The organism is Phycicoccus jejuensis (assembly GCF_044797865.1).
GTDB classification, from domain to species: domain Bacteria; phylum Actinomycetota; class Actinomycetes; order Actinomycetales; family Dermatophilaceae; genus Phycicoccus; species Phycicoccus jejuensis.
In genome coordinates this window covers 3,203,149-3,218,514 of sequence record NZ_CP085209.1, presented here as the reverse complement: position 1 = coordinate 3,218,514, position 15,366 = coordinate 3,203,149, and the positions used below count along the sequence as shown (strand labels likewise).

The following is a 15,366-nucleotide window of genomic DNA, read 5'->3' as shown; positions in this document are numbered from 1 at the left end:
GTGGGGCGGAGTCGGTCAGCGGGGGAGGGGGCCGACGGAGCCGAGGGGCCAGAAGCGCAGGACCACCGGCCCGACGACGCGCTCGACGGGGACGAAGCGGGCGCACTCGCCGCCTCCCGACGTCGAGCCCCGGCAGCCGAGGACGGAGTCGGCCGACTGCGAGCGGTGGTCGCCGAGCACCAGGAGGTTCTCCTCGGGCACGGTCACCTGGGGGAAGCAGCGCTGAGAGCGTGGGGTGCTCGCGCAGTCGAGGCTGCCGCGGACGAACGGCAGGTCGTCGTGGACGTAGGGCTCGTCGAGGGCGACGTCGTCGACCGTCACCCGGCCGTCGACCGAGCAGCAGGCGACGCGGTCGCCGGGCAGCCCGACGACCCGCTTGACCGTGTAGGAGGTGTTGCTCGGGCCGATGCCGACGACGTCGCCGACCGCGCGCGCGACGCGGGCGAGCGGGTTCGAGGCCGGCGGCAGCCGACGGTCCTGCCACGTCGCGCCGTGCCCGAAGACGACGACGTCACCCCGATCGACCGCGTGGTCGAGGCGGTCGACGAGGATGCGGTCACCGATCCGCAGGGTGTTCTCCATCGACTGCGACGGCACGCCGAAGGGCTTGACGAGGAAGGCCTGGACGAGGGCGATCGCCACCACGGCGACGAGGACCTCGGTGAACCACGGCAGCCGACGCCGACGTCGGGTGGTGGGCGGCTCGGCCGTCGCGACACCGGGGTCGGTCACCCGCGCCACCCTAGTTGCGGCCCGTGACAGGTGTCGATTTGGCCACGTGCGCACCGGGTCCCGAGAATGGACGCATGCTCGCGGTCGTCGTCACCCTGCTCCTCCTCGTCGCCCTCGCCGTCGCCGTCCTCGGGATGGTGGCCGTCCCCGCCCGTCGGGCCGGCCGCGAGGTGCTGACGGAGCGCGGGACCGCCGCCGTCGCGGGCCTGCGCGAGCGCGGCGACCGACGGACGGCCCCGGACGACGGCCGGCCGCAGCGCGAGACCGTCGCCGCCTGAGCGCACGGCGCCACCCGGCTCCGGGTGTCCGCGGGGTGTGGTCGAATGAGACGACCCCCGAGAGCGAAGGAGCCGCCCCGATGAGGTCCGGCATCGACATGTCGGCCGTCGACCAGACGGTCCGCCCGCAGGACGACCTGTTCGCGTTCACCAACGGCAGCTGGTTGGCGCGCACGACCATCCCCGAGGACCGCGGGCGCTACGGCACCTTCGACGCCCTGCGCGAGGCCGCCGAGGAGCACGTCCGGACGATCATCGAGGAGACGGCCGCCGGGTCGCCCGCGCCCGGCACGGTCGCGGCCAAGGTCGGCGACCTCTACTCGAGCTTCATGGACGAGGAGCGGGTCGAGGCCCTCGGCGCCGGCCCCGTGCTCGCCGACCTCGAGCGGGTCGCGGCCGTCCGCGACGCCTCCGGCCTCATGGGCCTGCTCGGCGAGCTCGCCCGCGAGGGCGTCTTCGGCCCCGTCGTCCCCTTCGTCAACACCGACGACCGCGACCCCGACCGCTACGTCGTCTACCTCGAGCAGGCCGGCCTGGGCCTGCCCGACGAGTCCTACTACCGCGAGCCCCAGCACGCCGCCGTGCTCGAGGCCTACACCCCGCACGTCGCGCGGATGCTCGAGCTCGCCGGGTACCTCGGCGCGCAGGGGGCCGCCGAGCGCGTCGTCGCGCTCGAGACCCACCTCGCGTCCCACCACTGGGACAAGGTGACCAACCGCGACCCGGTCAGGACCTACACGCTGCTCGACCGCGCCGGCCTCGACGCGCTCGCCCCCGGCATCGACTGGGACGCCTTCCTCGCGGGGATGCAGGCCCCGGCCCGCACCTTCTCCGCGGTCGTCGTGCGCCAGCCCGGCTACCTCACCGCGCTCGGCGAGGCGCTCCGGCACGAGCCGGTGGAGGCGTGGCGCGACTGGCTCGCGTGGCACGTCGTCCACGCGCACGCTCCGTACCTGTCCTCGGCCTTCGTCGAGGAGAACTTCGACTTCTACGGGCGCACCCTCTCGGGCGTCCCGCGGCTGCGCGACCGCTGGAAGCGCGCCGTCTCCCTCGTCGAGGACGCGCTCGGCGAGGCCGTCGGGCAGCTCTACGTCGAGCGCCACTTCCCGCCGCACGCCAAGGCGCGGATGCTCGAGCTCGTCGACAACGTCGTCGAGGCGTTCCGGCAGAGCCTGTCCGCCGTCCCGTGGATGGGGCCGGCGACACGGGCCGAGGCCCTGGCCAAGCTCGAGGCGTTCACCCCGAAGATCGGCTACCCCGACCGCTGGCGCGACTACACCGCGCTCCAGGTCGAGGCCGGCGACCTGCTCGGCAACGTCAAGCGGGCCAGCGCCTTCGAGGCCGCGCGCAACCTCGCCAAGCTCGGCGGCCCGGTCGACCGCACCGAGTGGTTCATGACCCCGCAGACCGTCAACGCGTACTACAACCCGGGGATGAACGAGATCGTCTTCCCCGCGGCGATCCTCCAGCCCCCCTTCTTCGACGTCGACGCCGACGACGCGGTCAACTACGGCGGCATCGGCGCCGTGATCGGCCACGAGATCGGGCACGGCTTCGACGACTCCGGCTCGCAGTTCGACGGCCGCGGCGAGCTGCGCGACTGGTGGACCGCCGAGGACCGCGAGCGGTTCCAGGCGCTCGCGGACGCGCTCATCGGGCAGTTCTCCGTCCTCGAGACCCGCGACGCCCCCGGCACGCCGGTCAACGGTGCGCTGACCGTCGGCGAGAACATCGGCGACCTCGGCGGCCTGACCATCGGCCACGCCGCCTACCGGATCTCGCTCGGCGGGCAGGAGGCGCCCGAGCTCGACGGCTTCACCGGCGACCAGCGCTTCTTCCTCGGCTGGGCCCAGGTCTGGCGCGGGATGGCGCGGGCCGCCGAGGCCGAGCGCCTGCTCGCCGTCGACCCGCACAGCCCGATGGACCTGCGCGCGAACGCCGCGCGCAACCTCACGGCCTTCCACGAGGCCTTCGGGACGCAGCCGGGCGACGGCATGTACCTGCCGGAGGCGGAGCGGGTCAGCATCTTCTGACGCGGGCCCGCCCGTCCGGTTTGGGCTGCGCCGGTCGCCTTGACAGGATGGCCGGGTGACTGACTCGATCCTCACCTACGTCGGCATCGCCGTCGCCGTCCTCGTCGTCGTCGGCGGCGTGGTCCTCGGGCTCGTCCGCGGACGCGGCGGCGCCGAGCGCGACCTCGAGGCGCCCGAGCGCGCCGACGCCCCGGGCACGCCCGGCCCGGCCGACGCCGACCTCGCCCCGGACGGCGCGATCGGGACGATCGAGCACCCCGGCGAGGTCGTCGAGGAGGAGCCGCCCGCCCCGGCGCCGGCGCCCACCCCGACCGTCCCGACGGTCGAGACCCCGGAGGCCCCGGCCGGCCGGCTGCACCGCCTCCGGGCGCGCCTCGCGCGCTCCAACACGGCGATCGGCCGCGGCCTGCTCGCGCTGCTCGCGGGCGGCAAGCTCGACGACGCCGCGTGGGAGGAGGTCGAGGACACCCTCCTCGCCGCCGACCTCGGGGTCGCCGCGACGACCGAGCTCGTCGACGCCCTGCGGACCCGCGTCGCCGTCGAGGGCGTGGCCGACGAGGCCGCCGTCCGCCGCCTGCTGCGCGAGGAGCTGCTCGCCCTCGTCGACCCGTCGATGGACCGCTCGCTCGCCGACGAGCGCGTCGGCGACCGCCCGGCCTGCATCCTCGTCGTCGGCGTCAACGGCACCGGCAAGACGACGACCGTCGGCAAGCTGGCCCGCGTGCTCGTCGCCGAGGACAAGGACGTCGTCCTCGGCGCCGCCGACACCTTCCGCGCCGCCGCCGCCGACCAGCTCGAGACGTGGGGCGGGCGGGTCGGTGTCCCGACCGTGCGCTCCGACCGCGACGGCGCCGACCCCGCGTCGGTCGCCTTCGACGCCGTCAGGGCCGCCGCGGAGCTCGAGGCCGACGTCGTGATCGTCGACACCGCGGGCCGCCTCCAGAACAAGACCGGCCTCATGGACGAGCTCGGCAAGGTCAAGCGCGTCATCGAGAAGCAGAGCCCCGTCGATGAGGTCCTCCTCGTCCTCGACGCGACGACCGGCCAGAACGGCATGAAGCAGGCCGAGGTCTTCGCGCAGGTCGTCGGCATCACCGGCATCGTGCTCACGAAGCTCGACGGCACCGCCAAGGGCGGCATCGTCGTCGCCGTCCAGCGCGCGCTCGGCGTGCCGGTCAAGCTCGTCGGGCTCGGCGAGGGCCCGGACGACCTCGCGCCGTTCGACGCCGAGGCCTTCGTCGACGCGATCATCGACTGACGCCGCCGCCCGGCGCGGCGCCCGGCCCCGCTCAGACCGAGCAGGCCGGCGTCCCGCCGGGCAGCCGGTGCCGGTTGCGCGCCACCCAGAAGTAGATCGCCCGCGCCACCGGGCGCACCCCCGGCACGAGGACGAGGGCCCCGAGCGGGCGCACCCACGGCCGCGACGCGAGCAGCGCCCGCGCGACGGCGTCCTGCGCCGACGACACCCGGCCGTCGGCCGCGACCCACTGGACGGCCTCGGTGCACGCCTGCTCGGTGACCCCGAGCGGCCCGAGGTCGACCTGCTGCCACGGCTCCACGGCGTAGTCGGCGGGGGAGCGGCGCAGGCGCAGGAGCAGGAGCACCGACGAGCTGCAGAAGGCGCAGTCGCCGTCGAAGAGCAGGACCGGGAGCCGGGGCGTCACGGGAGCGGGCACCCCTCCATCGTCGCACCGGGTCTCACGATGCGGGACCGGCCGGACGGCGAAACGCGTTCCTTACACGGACGCCGATCCCGCAACACCGGCGTAACGGGACGCGGCAGGTCGTGAAACCCGGGGCCGTGACAGTACTGGTCCATGAGCACGACACTCCTCCCGCTGGCAGACGCTGCGGAGACCGTCGACTACGCGTCGGCGGGGTTCCTCATCCTCTGCGCCTCCCTCGTCCTCCTCATGACCACGCCGGGCCTCGCGCTGTTCTACGGCGGCCTGACCCGGTCCAAGTCGGTCCTCAACATGATGATGATGTCGTTCGGCGCCATGGGCGTCGTCGGCATCGTCTACGTCCTCTGGGGCTACTCGATGTCCTTCGGCTCCGAGAACGTGGGCGGCATCATCGCCAACCCGTTCGAGAAGTTCGGCCTCGCGAACACCGACGCGGTCATCAACCCGTTCGGCTACGAGGGCTACGGGAACATCCCCGAGCTCGCGTTCGTGGGCTTCCAGCTGACCTTCGCCGTCATCACCGTCGCCCTCATCAGCGGCGCGGTGGCCGACCGCGTGAAGTTCTCGACCTGGATGGTGTTCTCGGGCCTCTGGGTGACCTTCGCCTACTTCCCGATCGCCCACATGGTGTGGGGCGGCGGCCTGCTGTCCGGCGCCGAGACGAGCCTCTCGTCGCTCGTCTTCGGCTCCACCGACGGGGTCGCGAACGTCGCGCCGATCGACTTCGCCGGCGGCACGGTCGTCCACATCAACGCCGGCATGGCGGGTCTCGTCCTCGCCCTGGTCGTCGGGGTCCGGGTCGGCTTCGGCAAGGTGCCGATGCGCCCGCACAACGTCCCGCTCGTGATGATCGGCGCCGGCCTGCTGTGGTTCGGCTGGTTCGGGTTCAACGCGGGCTCCGAGCTCGCCCCCGACGGCACCGCGGCCCTCGTCTGGGTCAACACGACCGTCGCGACCTGCGCGGCGATGATGGGCTGGCTGCTCCTGGAGAAGATCCGCGACGGCCACGCCACCTCCGTCGGCGCCGCGTCCGGTGTCGTCGCCGGCCTCGTCGCCATCACCCCGGCCTGTGGTGCCCTCTCGCCCCTCGGCTCGATCGTCCTCGGCCTCGTCGCCGGCGCCCTGTCGGCCTACGCGGTCGGCCTCAAGTTCAAGTTCGGCTTCGACGACTCGCTCGACGTCGTCGGCGTCCACCTCGTCGCCGGCCTCTGGGGCACCATCGGCGCGGGACTGCTCTCCACGAGCACCGGCCTCTTCTACGGTGGTGGCGTGCAGCAGACCGTCGTCCAGGTCCTCGTCGCGCTCGCCTCGCTCGTCGTCTCGGGTGTCGTCACCCTCGTCATCGCCCTGGCCCTCAAGGCGACGATGGGCTGGCGCATCCCGGAGGACGTCGAGGTCGCCGGCATCGACCAGGCCGAGCACGCCGAGTCCGCCTACGAGCTCGCGACCCGCGGCGGCCGCCTCGGCGGGGCCACCCCCGCCCCCGCCACCCGCAGCAGCGAGAGCCTCGACCTCGAAGGAGCCAAGTGATGAAGCTCGTCACCGCCATCATCAAGCCGCACCAGCTCGACGAGGTGAAGGAGGCCCTCGAGGCCTTCGGCATCCAGGGCATGACCATCAGCGAGGCCCAGGGCTACGGCCGCCAGCGCGGGCACAGCGAGGTCTACCGCGGCGCGGAGTACACCGTGGACTTCGTCCCGAAGACCCGCCTCGAGGTCCTCGTCGACGACATGGACGCCAGCTCGGTCGTCGACGTCGTCCTCAAGGCCGCGCAGACCGGCCGCATCGGTGACGGGAAGGTCTGGGTGACGCCCGTCGAGGAGGTCGCCCGGGTCCGCACCGGGGAGCGCGGGGTCGAGGCGATCTGAGCGATGGCCACCTCCTCGAGCGACATCGGCTCCCGGAGGCTCGACCTGGCCGGCACCCGCGACTTCGCCGTCGCCGGTGCCGGCCGGGCGCGCCGGGAGGCCCTGTCCACCTTCAACCGGGCGTGGCTCGCCGAGGTCTGGCGCACCGCGACCGGCGGGGTGCGCCTCGAGGGGGTGGCCCTGGCCGCCGTCGGCAGCCTCGGGCGCGGTGACGCCGGGCCGCTGTCCGACTACGACCTCGTCCTCCTGCACTCCGAGCGCTCCCTGCCCGCCAAGGAGCTGACCGCCCTCGCCGACCGGGTCTGGTACCCGATCTGGGACGCCGGGGTGCGCCTGGACCACAGCGTCCGCACGGTCACGCAGTGCCGCCAGGTGGCGGCCGCCGACCTCACCGCGGCCGTCGGGATGCTCGACCTCGCCGCGGTGGCGGGGGACGCCGAGCTCGTGACCGCCGCCCGCTCCACCGTCGCCCACGACTGGCGCGGCAACGCCCGCAAGCGCCTGCCGCAGCTCGTCGAGGCGCTCGGCTCCCGGCACGCCCGCCAGGGCGACCTCGCGCAGTCGATCGAGCCCGAGCTCAAGGAGGCCCACGGCGGCCTGCGCGACATGACCGTCCTCGCCGCGCTCGCCGAGGCGTGGCTCGCCGACCGCCCGCACGGGGGCGTCGACCGCGCCCACGAGCTGCTCCTCGACGTCCGCGACGCGGTCCACGTCGTGACCGGCCGCGGCCGCGACCGTCTCGGGCGCGAGGACCACGACGCCGTCGCCGCGCTGCTCGGCTTCCCGGACGCCGACGACCTGCTGACCGCCGTCTCCGGCGCCGGCCGGCTCATCGCCTACGCGCTCGACCGCACCGTGCGCCGCGCCGGGCAGTCGCAGCGCGCCCGCTCGCTGCGGGTCGGCCCGCGCCGCCCGCAGATGACCCCGCTCGGGCACGGCTACTTCGCGAGCGACGGCGAGGTCGTCCTCGGCTCCTCGCGCCTCGCCGAGACCGACGACGGGATGGCGCTGCGCGCCGGGGTCGTCGCCGCGCGCGCCGGCCTGCCGGTCGCCCCGACGACCCTCGAGAACCTCGCCTCCCACGTGCCCGCGCTCCCGGTGCCGTGGCCGCAGGCCGCGCGCGACCTGCTCGGCGACCTCCTCGCCTCCGGCCCCGGGCTCGTCACCGTCTGGGAGGGGCTGGACCAGGTCGGCGTCGTCGAGCAGTGGCTGCCCGAGTGGGCCGCCGTCCGCTCGCGCCCGCAGCGCAACGCCGTGCACCGGCACACGGTCGACCGGCACCTCGTCGAGACCGTCGTCCGCGCGGCCGGGCTCGTGCGCCGCACCTCGCGCCCGGACCTGCTCCTCGTCGCCGCGCTGCTCCACGACATCGGCAAGGTCCGCGGCGCGCACGACCACTCGGTGACCGGCGCCGAGACGACGCGCACCGTCGCGACCCGGTGGGGGTTCCCGCCGCGCGACGTCGAGGTCCTCGTCACGCTCGTGCGCGAGCACCTGACGCTCATCGAGCTCGCGACCCGTCGCGACCACCAGGACCCCGCCACCGTCGACGCCGCCGTCGAGGCCGTCGGCGGCGACCGCGAGGTGCTCGAGCTGCTGCTCGCGCTCTCGGAGGCCGACGCCTCGGCCGCCGGCCCGCTCGCGTGGACCGACTGGCGCTCGACGCTCTTGGACCAGCTGGCGAACGCCGTCCGGGCGCGCCTCGACGCGCCGCAGCCGGTGCCGGCCTCCGCGGGGCCCGAGACGCCGTCCGGGCCGGGCGCGCTCGACCCCGAGGTCGCGGCCGCGGTGCGCGCCGGTGAGCCGAGGGTCACCGTCGTCTCGGGCGGCGGGTCGCACCGCCTCGACATCGTCGACCTCGACCGGGTCGGGCTGTTCGCCGACACCGCGGGGCTGCTCGCCGCGGAGGGCCACACGGTGCGCACGGCCATCCTGCGCACGGTCGACGGCATCGCCATCGACGAGTGGCACGTCGAGTCCCCGTCGGGCGCCGTCCCGGACCCCGAGCGCATCGTCCGCGGCCTCGCCCGGCTCGGCCGTGGCGACCGCGCGCCGCTGCAGACCCTCGACCGCCGCCGCGCCCACCTGCCCCGGCCCTCGCGGGAGTCGGGCATCGGCTCGCCGGGCCAGGCGCGGGCGCTCGTCGTGCCCGGGGCCAGCACCGAGGCGACCGTGCTCGAGGTGCGGGCGCAGGACCGGCCGGGGCTGCTCCACGAACTCGGGGCGGCGCTCGCCGGCGCGGGGATGTCGGTCCGCTCGGCGCACATCGCGACCTACGCGGGGCAGACGCTCGACACCTTCTACCTCACCGGCGCCGACGGGCTGCCGCTGCCGCCGGCCCGGGTGGCCCAGGCGGTCAGCCTCGTCATCGACACGTGCGACGGGGTCGGGCCGGCCTGACCCCCGGTCACACCCACCACGCGAGTATCGGGTGACCCGATACCGCTGCGCTTTCCCCGAGAACCGTTGTCGGGTGAAGCGCGGTCGTATCGGGTGACCCGATACGCGTGAGGTCTCGGGGGTGCGGGCCTTGGTGGCGCGGGTCTCGGTCCGGCGGGGCGTCGACCAGTCGTTAGGCTGTCCCGGTGTTCACGAGCCTGTCCGACCGCCTGACCGAGACCTTCCGCAACCTGCGGACCAAGGGCCGCCTCAGCGAGTCCGACGTCAACAGGACGGTGCGCGACATCCGCCTCGCGCTCCTCGACGCCGACGTCGCCCTGCCGGTCGTCAAGGCCTTCACCGCCAGCGTGCGCGAGCGCGCCCTCGGGGCCGAGGTCAGCGAGGCGCTCAACCCGGCGCAGCAGGTCGTCAAGATCGTCAACGAGGAGCTCGTCGGCATCCTCGGCGGCGAGACGCGCAGCATCCGCTTCGCCAAGCAGCCGCCGACCGTCATCATGCTCGCCGGCCTCCAGGGCTCGGGCAAGACGACCCTCGCGGGCAAGCTCGCCTTCTGGCTCAAGGAGCAGGGGCACACCCCGATGCTCGTCGCGGCCGACCTCCAGCGCCCGAACGCCGTCACCCAGCTCGAGGTCGTCGGCCAGCGCGCCGGCGTGCCGGTCTACGCGCCCGAGCGCGGCAACATCGCCGGCCACGACGTCGTCGGCGGCGACATCGAGGGCACCCGCTCGCACGGCGACCCGGTCCGCGTCTCGCGCGACGGCATCGCCGAGGCCCGCGCCCGCCAGCACGACATCGTCATCGTCGACACCGCGGGCCGCCTCGCGGTCGACGCCGACCTCATGGAGCAGGCCGCCGACATCCGCGCGGCGATCCAGCCCGACGAGGTCCTCTTCGTCATCGACGCGATGATCGGCCAGGCGGCCGTCGAGACCGCCGAGGCCTTCCTCGAGGGCGTCGACTTCACCGGGGTCGTCCTCTCCAAGCTCGACGGCGACGCCCGCGGTGGCGCGGCGCTCTCGGTCGCGTCGGTCACCGGCCGGCCGATCATGTTCGCCTCGACCGGCGAGAACACCAAGGACTTCGAGGTCTTCCACCCCGACCGGATGGCCTCGCGCATCCTCGACATGGGTGACGTCCTCACCCTCATCGAGCAGGCCGAGAAGGCGTTCGACCGCACCCAGGCCGCCGAGATGGAGCGCAAGTTCCTCGCGGCCGAGGACTTCACGTTCGACGACTTCCTCCAGCAGATGGCCGCCATCAAGAAGATGGGGTCCCTCAAGTCGATCCTCGGCATGATGCCGGGCATGGGCCAGATGAAGGCCCAGCTCGACGCCTTCGACGAGCGCGAGTTCGACCGGGTCGAGGCGATGGTCCGCTCGATGACCCCGTTCGAGCGCAACCACCCCAAGCAGATCAACGGCTCGCGCCGCGCCCGCATCGCGAAGGGCTCGGGCGTCACGACCTCCGAGGTCAACCAGCTGCTCGAGCGCTTCGGCGAGGCGCAGAAGATGATGAAGCAGCTCGCCAAGGGCGGCGGCATCCCCGGCATGCCCGGGATGGGCTCCGGCCCCGGCAAGCGCGGCCGCCAGCAGGCGCCGCAGCGCAAGAAGTCCAAGTCGGGCAACCCGGCCAAGCGGGCGGCCGAGGAGCGCGCGGCGGCGCAGAAGGCCGCGCAGGCCCCGCCCTCGGGGGCGAGCTTCGGCAGCGGCGGCGGCGACCTCGACCCCGCCGCCTTCGACCCGGCCAACCTGCCGAAGGGCTTCGACAGGTTCCTCGGGAAGTGACCACCCCCGGCCTGAACACGCTCGCGGTCGGCACCGACGGCCCGCGGGTCGCGTTCCTCCACGGGCTCTTCGGCCAGGGCCGCAACTGGACCCAGATCGCCAAGGCCCTCGCCGGCCCCGACGGCACGGCCGCACGCTGCCTGCTCGTCGACCTGCCCGACCACGGGCGCTCGCCGTGGAGCGAGGAATTCTCCTACGAGGGCTACGCGGCGGCCGTCGCGGCGACCCTCGCCGAGACCGCGCCGGGGGAGCGCTGGGTGCTCGTCGGCCACAGCCTCGGCGGCAAGGTCTCGATGGTCCTCGCGCTGCGGCACCCCGAGCTGCTCGCGAGCCTGGTCGTCGTCGACATCGCCCCGAAGGGCTACGGCGACCTCGACCGCTTCCGGGGCTACATCGACGAGATGCACGCCCTGCCGCTGGCCGAGCTGACCAGCCGTGCGGACGCCGAGGCGCGCTTCCGCGAGCCCGACCCCGGCGTCAAGGCCTTCCTCCTGCAGAACCTGCGGCGGCACGGCAGCGACTGGTCGTGGCAGGCCAACCTCGCGCTCGTGCGCGCCGACGCCGAGCGGGGGAGCGCCTCGCTCATCGCCGACTTCCCGGACCTCGGGGACGCGGTGTGGGACGGCCCCGTCGTCTGGCTGGCCGGCTCCGAGTCCGGGTACGTGCGTCCCGACGACGTGCCGGGGATGCGCGCGCACTTCCCGCGCGTGCGCCTCGTGACCGTCAAGGGCGCCGCCCACTGGGTGCACACCGACGCGCCGCAGGTCGTCGTCGAGACGCTGCGCCGCGTCGTCCGCTCGGTCAGCCCCTGACGGCGGGGTCCGGGTCCGGCACGTCGTCGATGGCCCGGACGCGCAGCACCGGGCTGCCGACGAGCCAGAGCACTGCCAGCGCCGCGACGAGGGCCGCGAGCGCGATCGCCGGCCCCGTCCCGACGTCGAAGAGCATCACGCCGAAGCCGGTCACCGCCTCGACGGCCGCGAGCACCGACGCCTTCGCGAGGTCCGACCCGTCGGCGAGGACGAGCGCGGACGTCGGCACCGTGAAGAGCAGCAGCCCGACGACGCCGGTGCGCCCGATGCCCAGACGCCTCGAGACCCGTCCGGCGACCACCGCGCCGAGCAGCCCACCCGAGGCGCCGAGCCCGAGGGCCAAGCCGATCGTGCCGGCGGAGAGCCCGAGCTCGCGGCTGGCGAAGACGACGAGCAGGGCCTGCACGACGAAGGTGAAGAGGTTGACCCACGACACGCAGCGCAGCAGCGGCGCGAGGATCGGGTCGCGCCAGACGTACCGCATCCTGTCGGCGACGCGCCGGCGCAGCGACGAGCCGTCGTCCGGGGCGGGCTCGCGGTCGGGCACGTCGGCGCTGCGCAGCAGGCCCGCGGAGGCGAGGAACGAGAGCCCGTCGACGACGAGCGCGTACGGGGCGGTGAGCAGCTGGACGAGGCCGCCACCGAGCGCGGGGCCGGCGACGAACGAGACCGAGCGGGTCGCGGCGAAGTGCCCGTTGGCCTCGACGTAGCGCTCGCGGGGCACGAGCGCGACGAAGAACGGCTGCCACGCGGAGCGGAAGAGGGTCGATCACGCCCCGAGCAGCAGGGCGACGGCGAGCAGGTGGCCGAAGGTGAGCGCCCCGAGCGCTGCGGCGACCGGGACGGTGAGGACGACGAGCGCGCGGGCGAGGTCGGCGGTGACGAGGGGGACGGCCAGCTCCGAGACGCGGTCGCCGAGCTCGGACACCGTCTGTGCGCCCCAGGCGGTGGCGAACCGCCGGCCGCGCCAGAGCGGGGCGGTCGGTGCGAGGGGCGGGGCGCCGGCCACGCTCAGCCGTCGCGCTCGGGCATCACGTGCCGCAGGACGTGGACGAGGCGCGCGCCGGCGGGGGCGGAGGCGGGGTCGGTCTTGCGGTGGACGTAGGGCGCGAGCAGCTCCTCCCACCTGGCCTCGAGCGCGAGCAGTTCCTCGCGGGTGACGAGCACGCGGGTGCTCGAGCGCCCCGCGACCTCCTGCCACGCGGGGGGCAGCCCCGGCTCGGTGTCGCGGTGCCAGTCGCCGACGACGTCGCCCTCGACCTCCTCGACGACGCGGGCGAGGGCCCGGCCGGCCTCGAGCGCACCCGGGCCGTCGGCGGACAGCCGGTAGCCCCGGCTCACGACCTCCCACCACCGCTCGCGCCCGGACCCCGGCACCGCCGCGTCGGGGACCATCCCGTGCTCGGCGAGGTGGCGCAGGTGCCAGCTCGTGACCGACGGCGTCGCGCCGACTACGGGGGAGAGGCGGGTCGCCGTCGAGGGACCGTGGCGCTGCAGCTCGCCGAGGAGGCGGACGCGCACCGGGTGCGCGAGGGCCCGCATCCCGCGGGCGTCGAGCTCGAGGTCGTCGTACGCGTCGGCCATCCCGGCCTCCTCCCTGATCTGAGAGGACCCATATCGAGAGAGTTCTCTCACGTCAACGGACGAGGGCCGTTGGCTAGGGTCGGCGCATGGCAACGGTGCTGCACCTCACGGGACCCGTCCTCGTCGGCCGCGAGGAGGAGCGGCCCGAGGCGTGGGTGCTCGGCGGCCGGCTCACCTTCGAGCGCCCGGCGGGGGACCACGACGTCACGACGGTCGCGGGATGGGTGCTGCCCGGCCTCGTCGACGCGCACTGCCACGTCGGCCTCGTCGCCACCGGCGCGACGGACGCCGCGACCGCGGAGGCGCAGGCCACGACCGACCGCGACGCCGGGACGCTGCTCATCCGGGACGCCGGCTCACCGAGCGACACCCGCTGGGTCGACGACCGCGCCGACCTGCCGCGGATCATCCGCGCGGGGCGGCACATCGCCCGGACGCGCCGCTACATCCGCAACTTCGCGTGGGAGGTCGAGCCCGACGGGCTGGTCGAGCGGGTGCGGCTCGAGGCGCGCGCCGGCGACGGGTGGGTCAAGCTCGTCGGCGACTGGATCGACCGCGAGGTGGGCGACCTCACGCCGTGCTGGCCGGTCGACGTCCTCACCGAGGCGGTGGCGGCGGCCCACGAGGAGGGCGCCCGGGTCACGGCGCACTGCTTCGGCGAGCAGAGCCTGCACGACTTCGCCGCCGCGGGCACCGACTGCATCGAGCACGCGACCGGGCTGGTCCCCGAGAGCATCGACGCCTTCGCCCGGCAGGGCATCGCGATCGTGCCCACGCTCGTCAACATCGACACCTTCCCGCAGATCGCCGCGCCGGCCCGCGAGAAGTTCCCCGACTACCACCGGCACATGCTCGACCTCCACGCCCGCCGCTACGAGACCGTCGCGGCGGCGCACGAGGCCGGCGTGCCGGTCTACGTCGGCACCGACGCCGGCGGCTCCCTGCCCCACGGCCTCGCCGGCCAGGAGGTCGAGCGGCTGACCCGCTGCGGGTTCTCCGCGCTCGACGCCGTCGACGCCGCGACGTGGGCGGCCCGCGCCTGGCTCGGCCGGCCCGCGCTGGAGGAGGGGGCCGAGGCCGACCTCGTCGTCTACGCCGAGGACCCGCGGGCCGACGTCGGGGTGCTGGGGCACCCCGTGGCCGTCGTGCTCCGCGGGTCCGTCGTCGGCTGAGCGGCCTCAGCCGCGCGGGGCGGCCTCGGGGTCCGTGGCGTCCTCGAGGTCGGCCAGGTCGCGGTCGAGTTCGCGGTCCAGCCGCGCCTCCTCGGCGCGCTCGGCGCGGTGCGCCCGCAGCGACCAGGCGACGGCCGCGGCCCACACGAGGTAGAGGACGGCGTAGACGACCCAGCGGGTGCCCTCGGACGCGTCGACCCAGTCGCTCTTGAGGATCGTGCGGGTGTTGGTGAGGACGATGACCCCGCCGACGGCCGAGCCGAGGACGCGCGGCGGCACGTGGCGCACGAGCCACGCCGCGATGGGCGCCGCGACGAGACCACCCGCGAGCAGGGCGACGACCCAGGTGAAGTCGATGTCCTCCGACCCCAGGGCGAGGAGGAAGCCGAGGCTCGCGGCGACGGAGACGAGGAACTCGCTCGTGTCGATCGAGCCGACGACCTTGCGCGGCTCGAGGCGGCCGCTCGCGAGGATGGCCGGCGTGCCGACCGGGCCCCAGCCGCCGCCACCGGTGGAGTCGACGAAGCCGGCGACGAGGCCGAGCGGCGCGAGGAAGCGCGAGCGCAGCGGGTGGCCGAGGCGGTCCTTGCGCAGGCCCTTGACGGTGAAGCGGACGAGGACGTACACGCCGAGCGTCAGGAGGATGAGCGACATGACCGGCGCCGCGACGGAGGTGTCGAGGCTGGAGAGGAAGGTTGCACCGGCGAAGGCGCCGACCGCGCCCGGGATGCCGATCTTCAGCACGACCCGCCAGTCGACGTTGCCGAACTTCCAGTGCGAGGCACCGGAGGCGAGCGTCGTGCCGATCTCGGCGAGGTGGACGGTCGCGGACGCCGCCGCGGGGTTGGTGCCGATGGCGAGCAGCAGGGTCGTCGAGGTGACCCCGTACGCCATGCCGAGCGACCCGTCGACGAGCTGGGCGCCCAGACCGACGAGGGCGAGAAGAACGAGACGCCGCACGGCGACCCCCTGCGATAGATGCAACCTAGCGGACAAGTAGGGAATATAGGGATGAGGG

Annotated in this window: 15 protein-coding genes; 9 read left to right on the top strand and 6 right to left on the bottom strand. The window is 74.5% G+C overall.

All coding sequences use genetic code 11. The features are described 5' to 3' along the window. Positions 1–15: 15 nt before the first annotated feature. A complete protein-coding gene (lepB, locus tag LG324_RS15225) occupies positions 16–732 on the bottom strand; it encodes a signal peptidase I (protein ID WP_404349263.1) in 717 nt (238 codons plus the stop codon). Positions 733–806: 74 nt separating this feature from the next. Between lepB and LG324_RS15220 the strand changes: the two genes are divergently transcribed. The 3 genes from LG324_RS15220 to ftsY all read left to right on the top strand — a co-directional run bounded on the left by LG324_RS15220 (position 807) and on the right by ftsY (position 4,301). After that, the gene (locus LG324_RS15220) at positions 807–1,010 is read left to right on the top strand and encodes a hypothetical protein (protein WP_404349260.1); all 204 of its coding nucleotides are present in this window, start codon (positions 807–809) and stop codon (positions 1,008–1,010) included. An 80-nt stretch (positions 1,011–1,090) separates the two neighbouring features. Then, a complete protein-coding gene (locus LG324_RS15215; RefSeq protein ID WP_404349257.1) occupies positions 1,091–3,043 on the top strand; it encodes a M13 family metallopeptidase in 1,953 nt (650 codons plus the stop codon). Between the two features lie 55 nt (positions 3,044–3,098). Beyond that, positions 3,099–4,301: a signal recognition particle-docking protein FtsY gene (gene ftsY, locus LG324_RS15210; RefSeq protein WP_404349254.1), complete on the top strand. Its 1,203-nt coding sequence runs from the start codon at positions 3,099–3,101 to the stop codon at positions 4,299–4,301. A 31-nt stretch (positions 4,302–4,332) separates the two neighbouring features. Here the strand turns inward: ftsY and LG324_RS15205 are convergent, their stop codons facing one another. Continuing rightward, on the bottom strand, positions 4,333–4,719 hold the full coding sequence (locus LG324_RS15205; RefSeq protein WP_404349252.1) for a thiol-disulfide oxidoreductase DCC family protein: 387 nt from the start codon (positions 4,717–4,719) through the stop codon (positions 4,333–4,335). Positions 4,720–4,860: 141 nt separating this feature from the next. Here LG324_RS15205 and LG324_RS15200 point away from each other — a divergent pair, with 141 nt between their 5' ends. From LG324_RS15200 to LG324_RS15180, 5 genes are all read left to right on the top strand, one after another. Continuing rightward, positions 4,861–6,258, top strand: coding sequence for an ammonium transporter (locus LG324_RS15200; protein ID WP_404349249.1), 1,398 nt, complete (start codon positions 4,861–4,863; stop codon positions 6,256–6,258). After that, positions 6,258–6,596 carry a P-II family nitrogen regulator gene (locus LG324_RS15195; protein WP_030527957.1) on the top strand — a complete coding sequence of 113 codons (339 nt, stop codon included), beginning with the start codon at positions 6,258–6,260 and terminating at the stop codon, positions 6,594–6,596. Before LG324_RS15200 ends, LG324_RS15195 begins: the two co-directional genes overlap by 1 nt. Before the next feature lie 3 nt (positions 6,597–6,599). Next, positions 6,600–8,996 carry a [protein-PII] uridylyltransferase gene (locus LG324_RS15190; RefSeq protein WP_404349247.1) on the top strand — a complete coding sequence of 799 codons (2,397 nt, stop codon included), beginning with the start codon at positions 6,600–6,602 and terminating at the stop codon, positions 8,994–8,996. A gap of 185 nt (positions 8,997–9,181) precedes the next feature. Beyond that, positions 9,182–10,780 (top strand): signal recognition particle protein, encoded by a 1,599-nt coding sequence (gene ffh / locus LG324_RS15185; protein ID WP_404349244.1) that lies wholly within the window; start codon positions 9,182–9,184, stop codon positions 10,778–10,780. Beyond that, complete coding sequence (locus LG324_RS15180) at positions 10,777–11,592, top strand: alpha/beta fold hydrolase (protein ID WP_404349242.1); 816 nt, start codon at positions 10,777–10,779, stop codon at positions 11,590–11,592. Before ffh ends, LG324_RS15180 begins: the two co-directional genes overlap by 4 nt. Here LG324_RS15180 and LG324_RS15175 read toward each other — a convergent pair. Genes LG324_RS15175 through LG324_RS15165 form a run of 3 tightly spaced genes read right to left on the bottom strand, consistent with a single transcriptional unit; the run spans position 11,582 to position 13,176 of the window. Then, the gene (locus LG324_RS15175; RefSeq protein WP_404349239.1) at positions 11,582–12,316 is read right to left on the bottom strand and encodes an MFS transporter; all 735 of its coding nucleotides are present in this window, start codon (positions 12,314–12,316) and stop codon (positions 11,582–11,584) included. The two genes, LG324_RS15180 and LG324_RS15175, sit on opposite strands and share 11 nt — an antisense overlap. A gap of 45 nt (positions 12,317–12,361) precedes the next feature. Next, entirely contained in the window at positions 12,362–12,601 is a 240-nt protein-coding gene (locus tag LG324_RS15170; protein ID WP_404349237.1) for a hypothetical protein, read from the bottom strand. Between the two features lie 2 nt (positions 12,602–12,603). Next, on the bottom strand, positions 12,604–13,176 hold the full coding sequence (locus LG324_RS15165) for a helix-turn-helix domain-containing protein (RefSeq protein ID WP_404349235.1): 573 nt from the start codon (positions 13,174–13,176) through the stop codon (positions 12,604–12,606). Between the two features lie 86 nt (positions 13,177–13,262). Between LG324_RS15165 and LG324_RS15160 the strand changes: the two genes are divergently transcribed. After that, positions 13,263–14,348 carry an amidohydrolase family protein gene (locus LG324_RS15160; protein WP_404349233.1) on the top strand — a complete coding sequence of 362 codons (1,086 nt, stop codon included), beginning with the start codon at positions 13,263–13,265 and terminating at the stop codon, positions 14,346–14,348. A gap of 6 nt (positions 14,349–14,354) precedes the next feature. Here the strand turns inward: LG324_RS15160 and LG324_RS15155 are convergent, their stop codons facing one another. Continuing rightward, positions 14,355–15,308 (bottom strand): sulfite exporter TauE/SafE family protein, encoded by a 954-nt coding sequence (locus LG324_RS15155; protein WP_404349231.1) that lies wholly within the window; start codon positions 15,306–15,308, stop codon positions 14,355–14,357. Positions 15,309–15,366 lie beyond the last annotated feature (58 nt).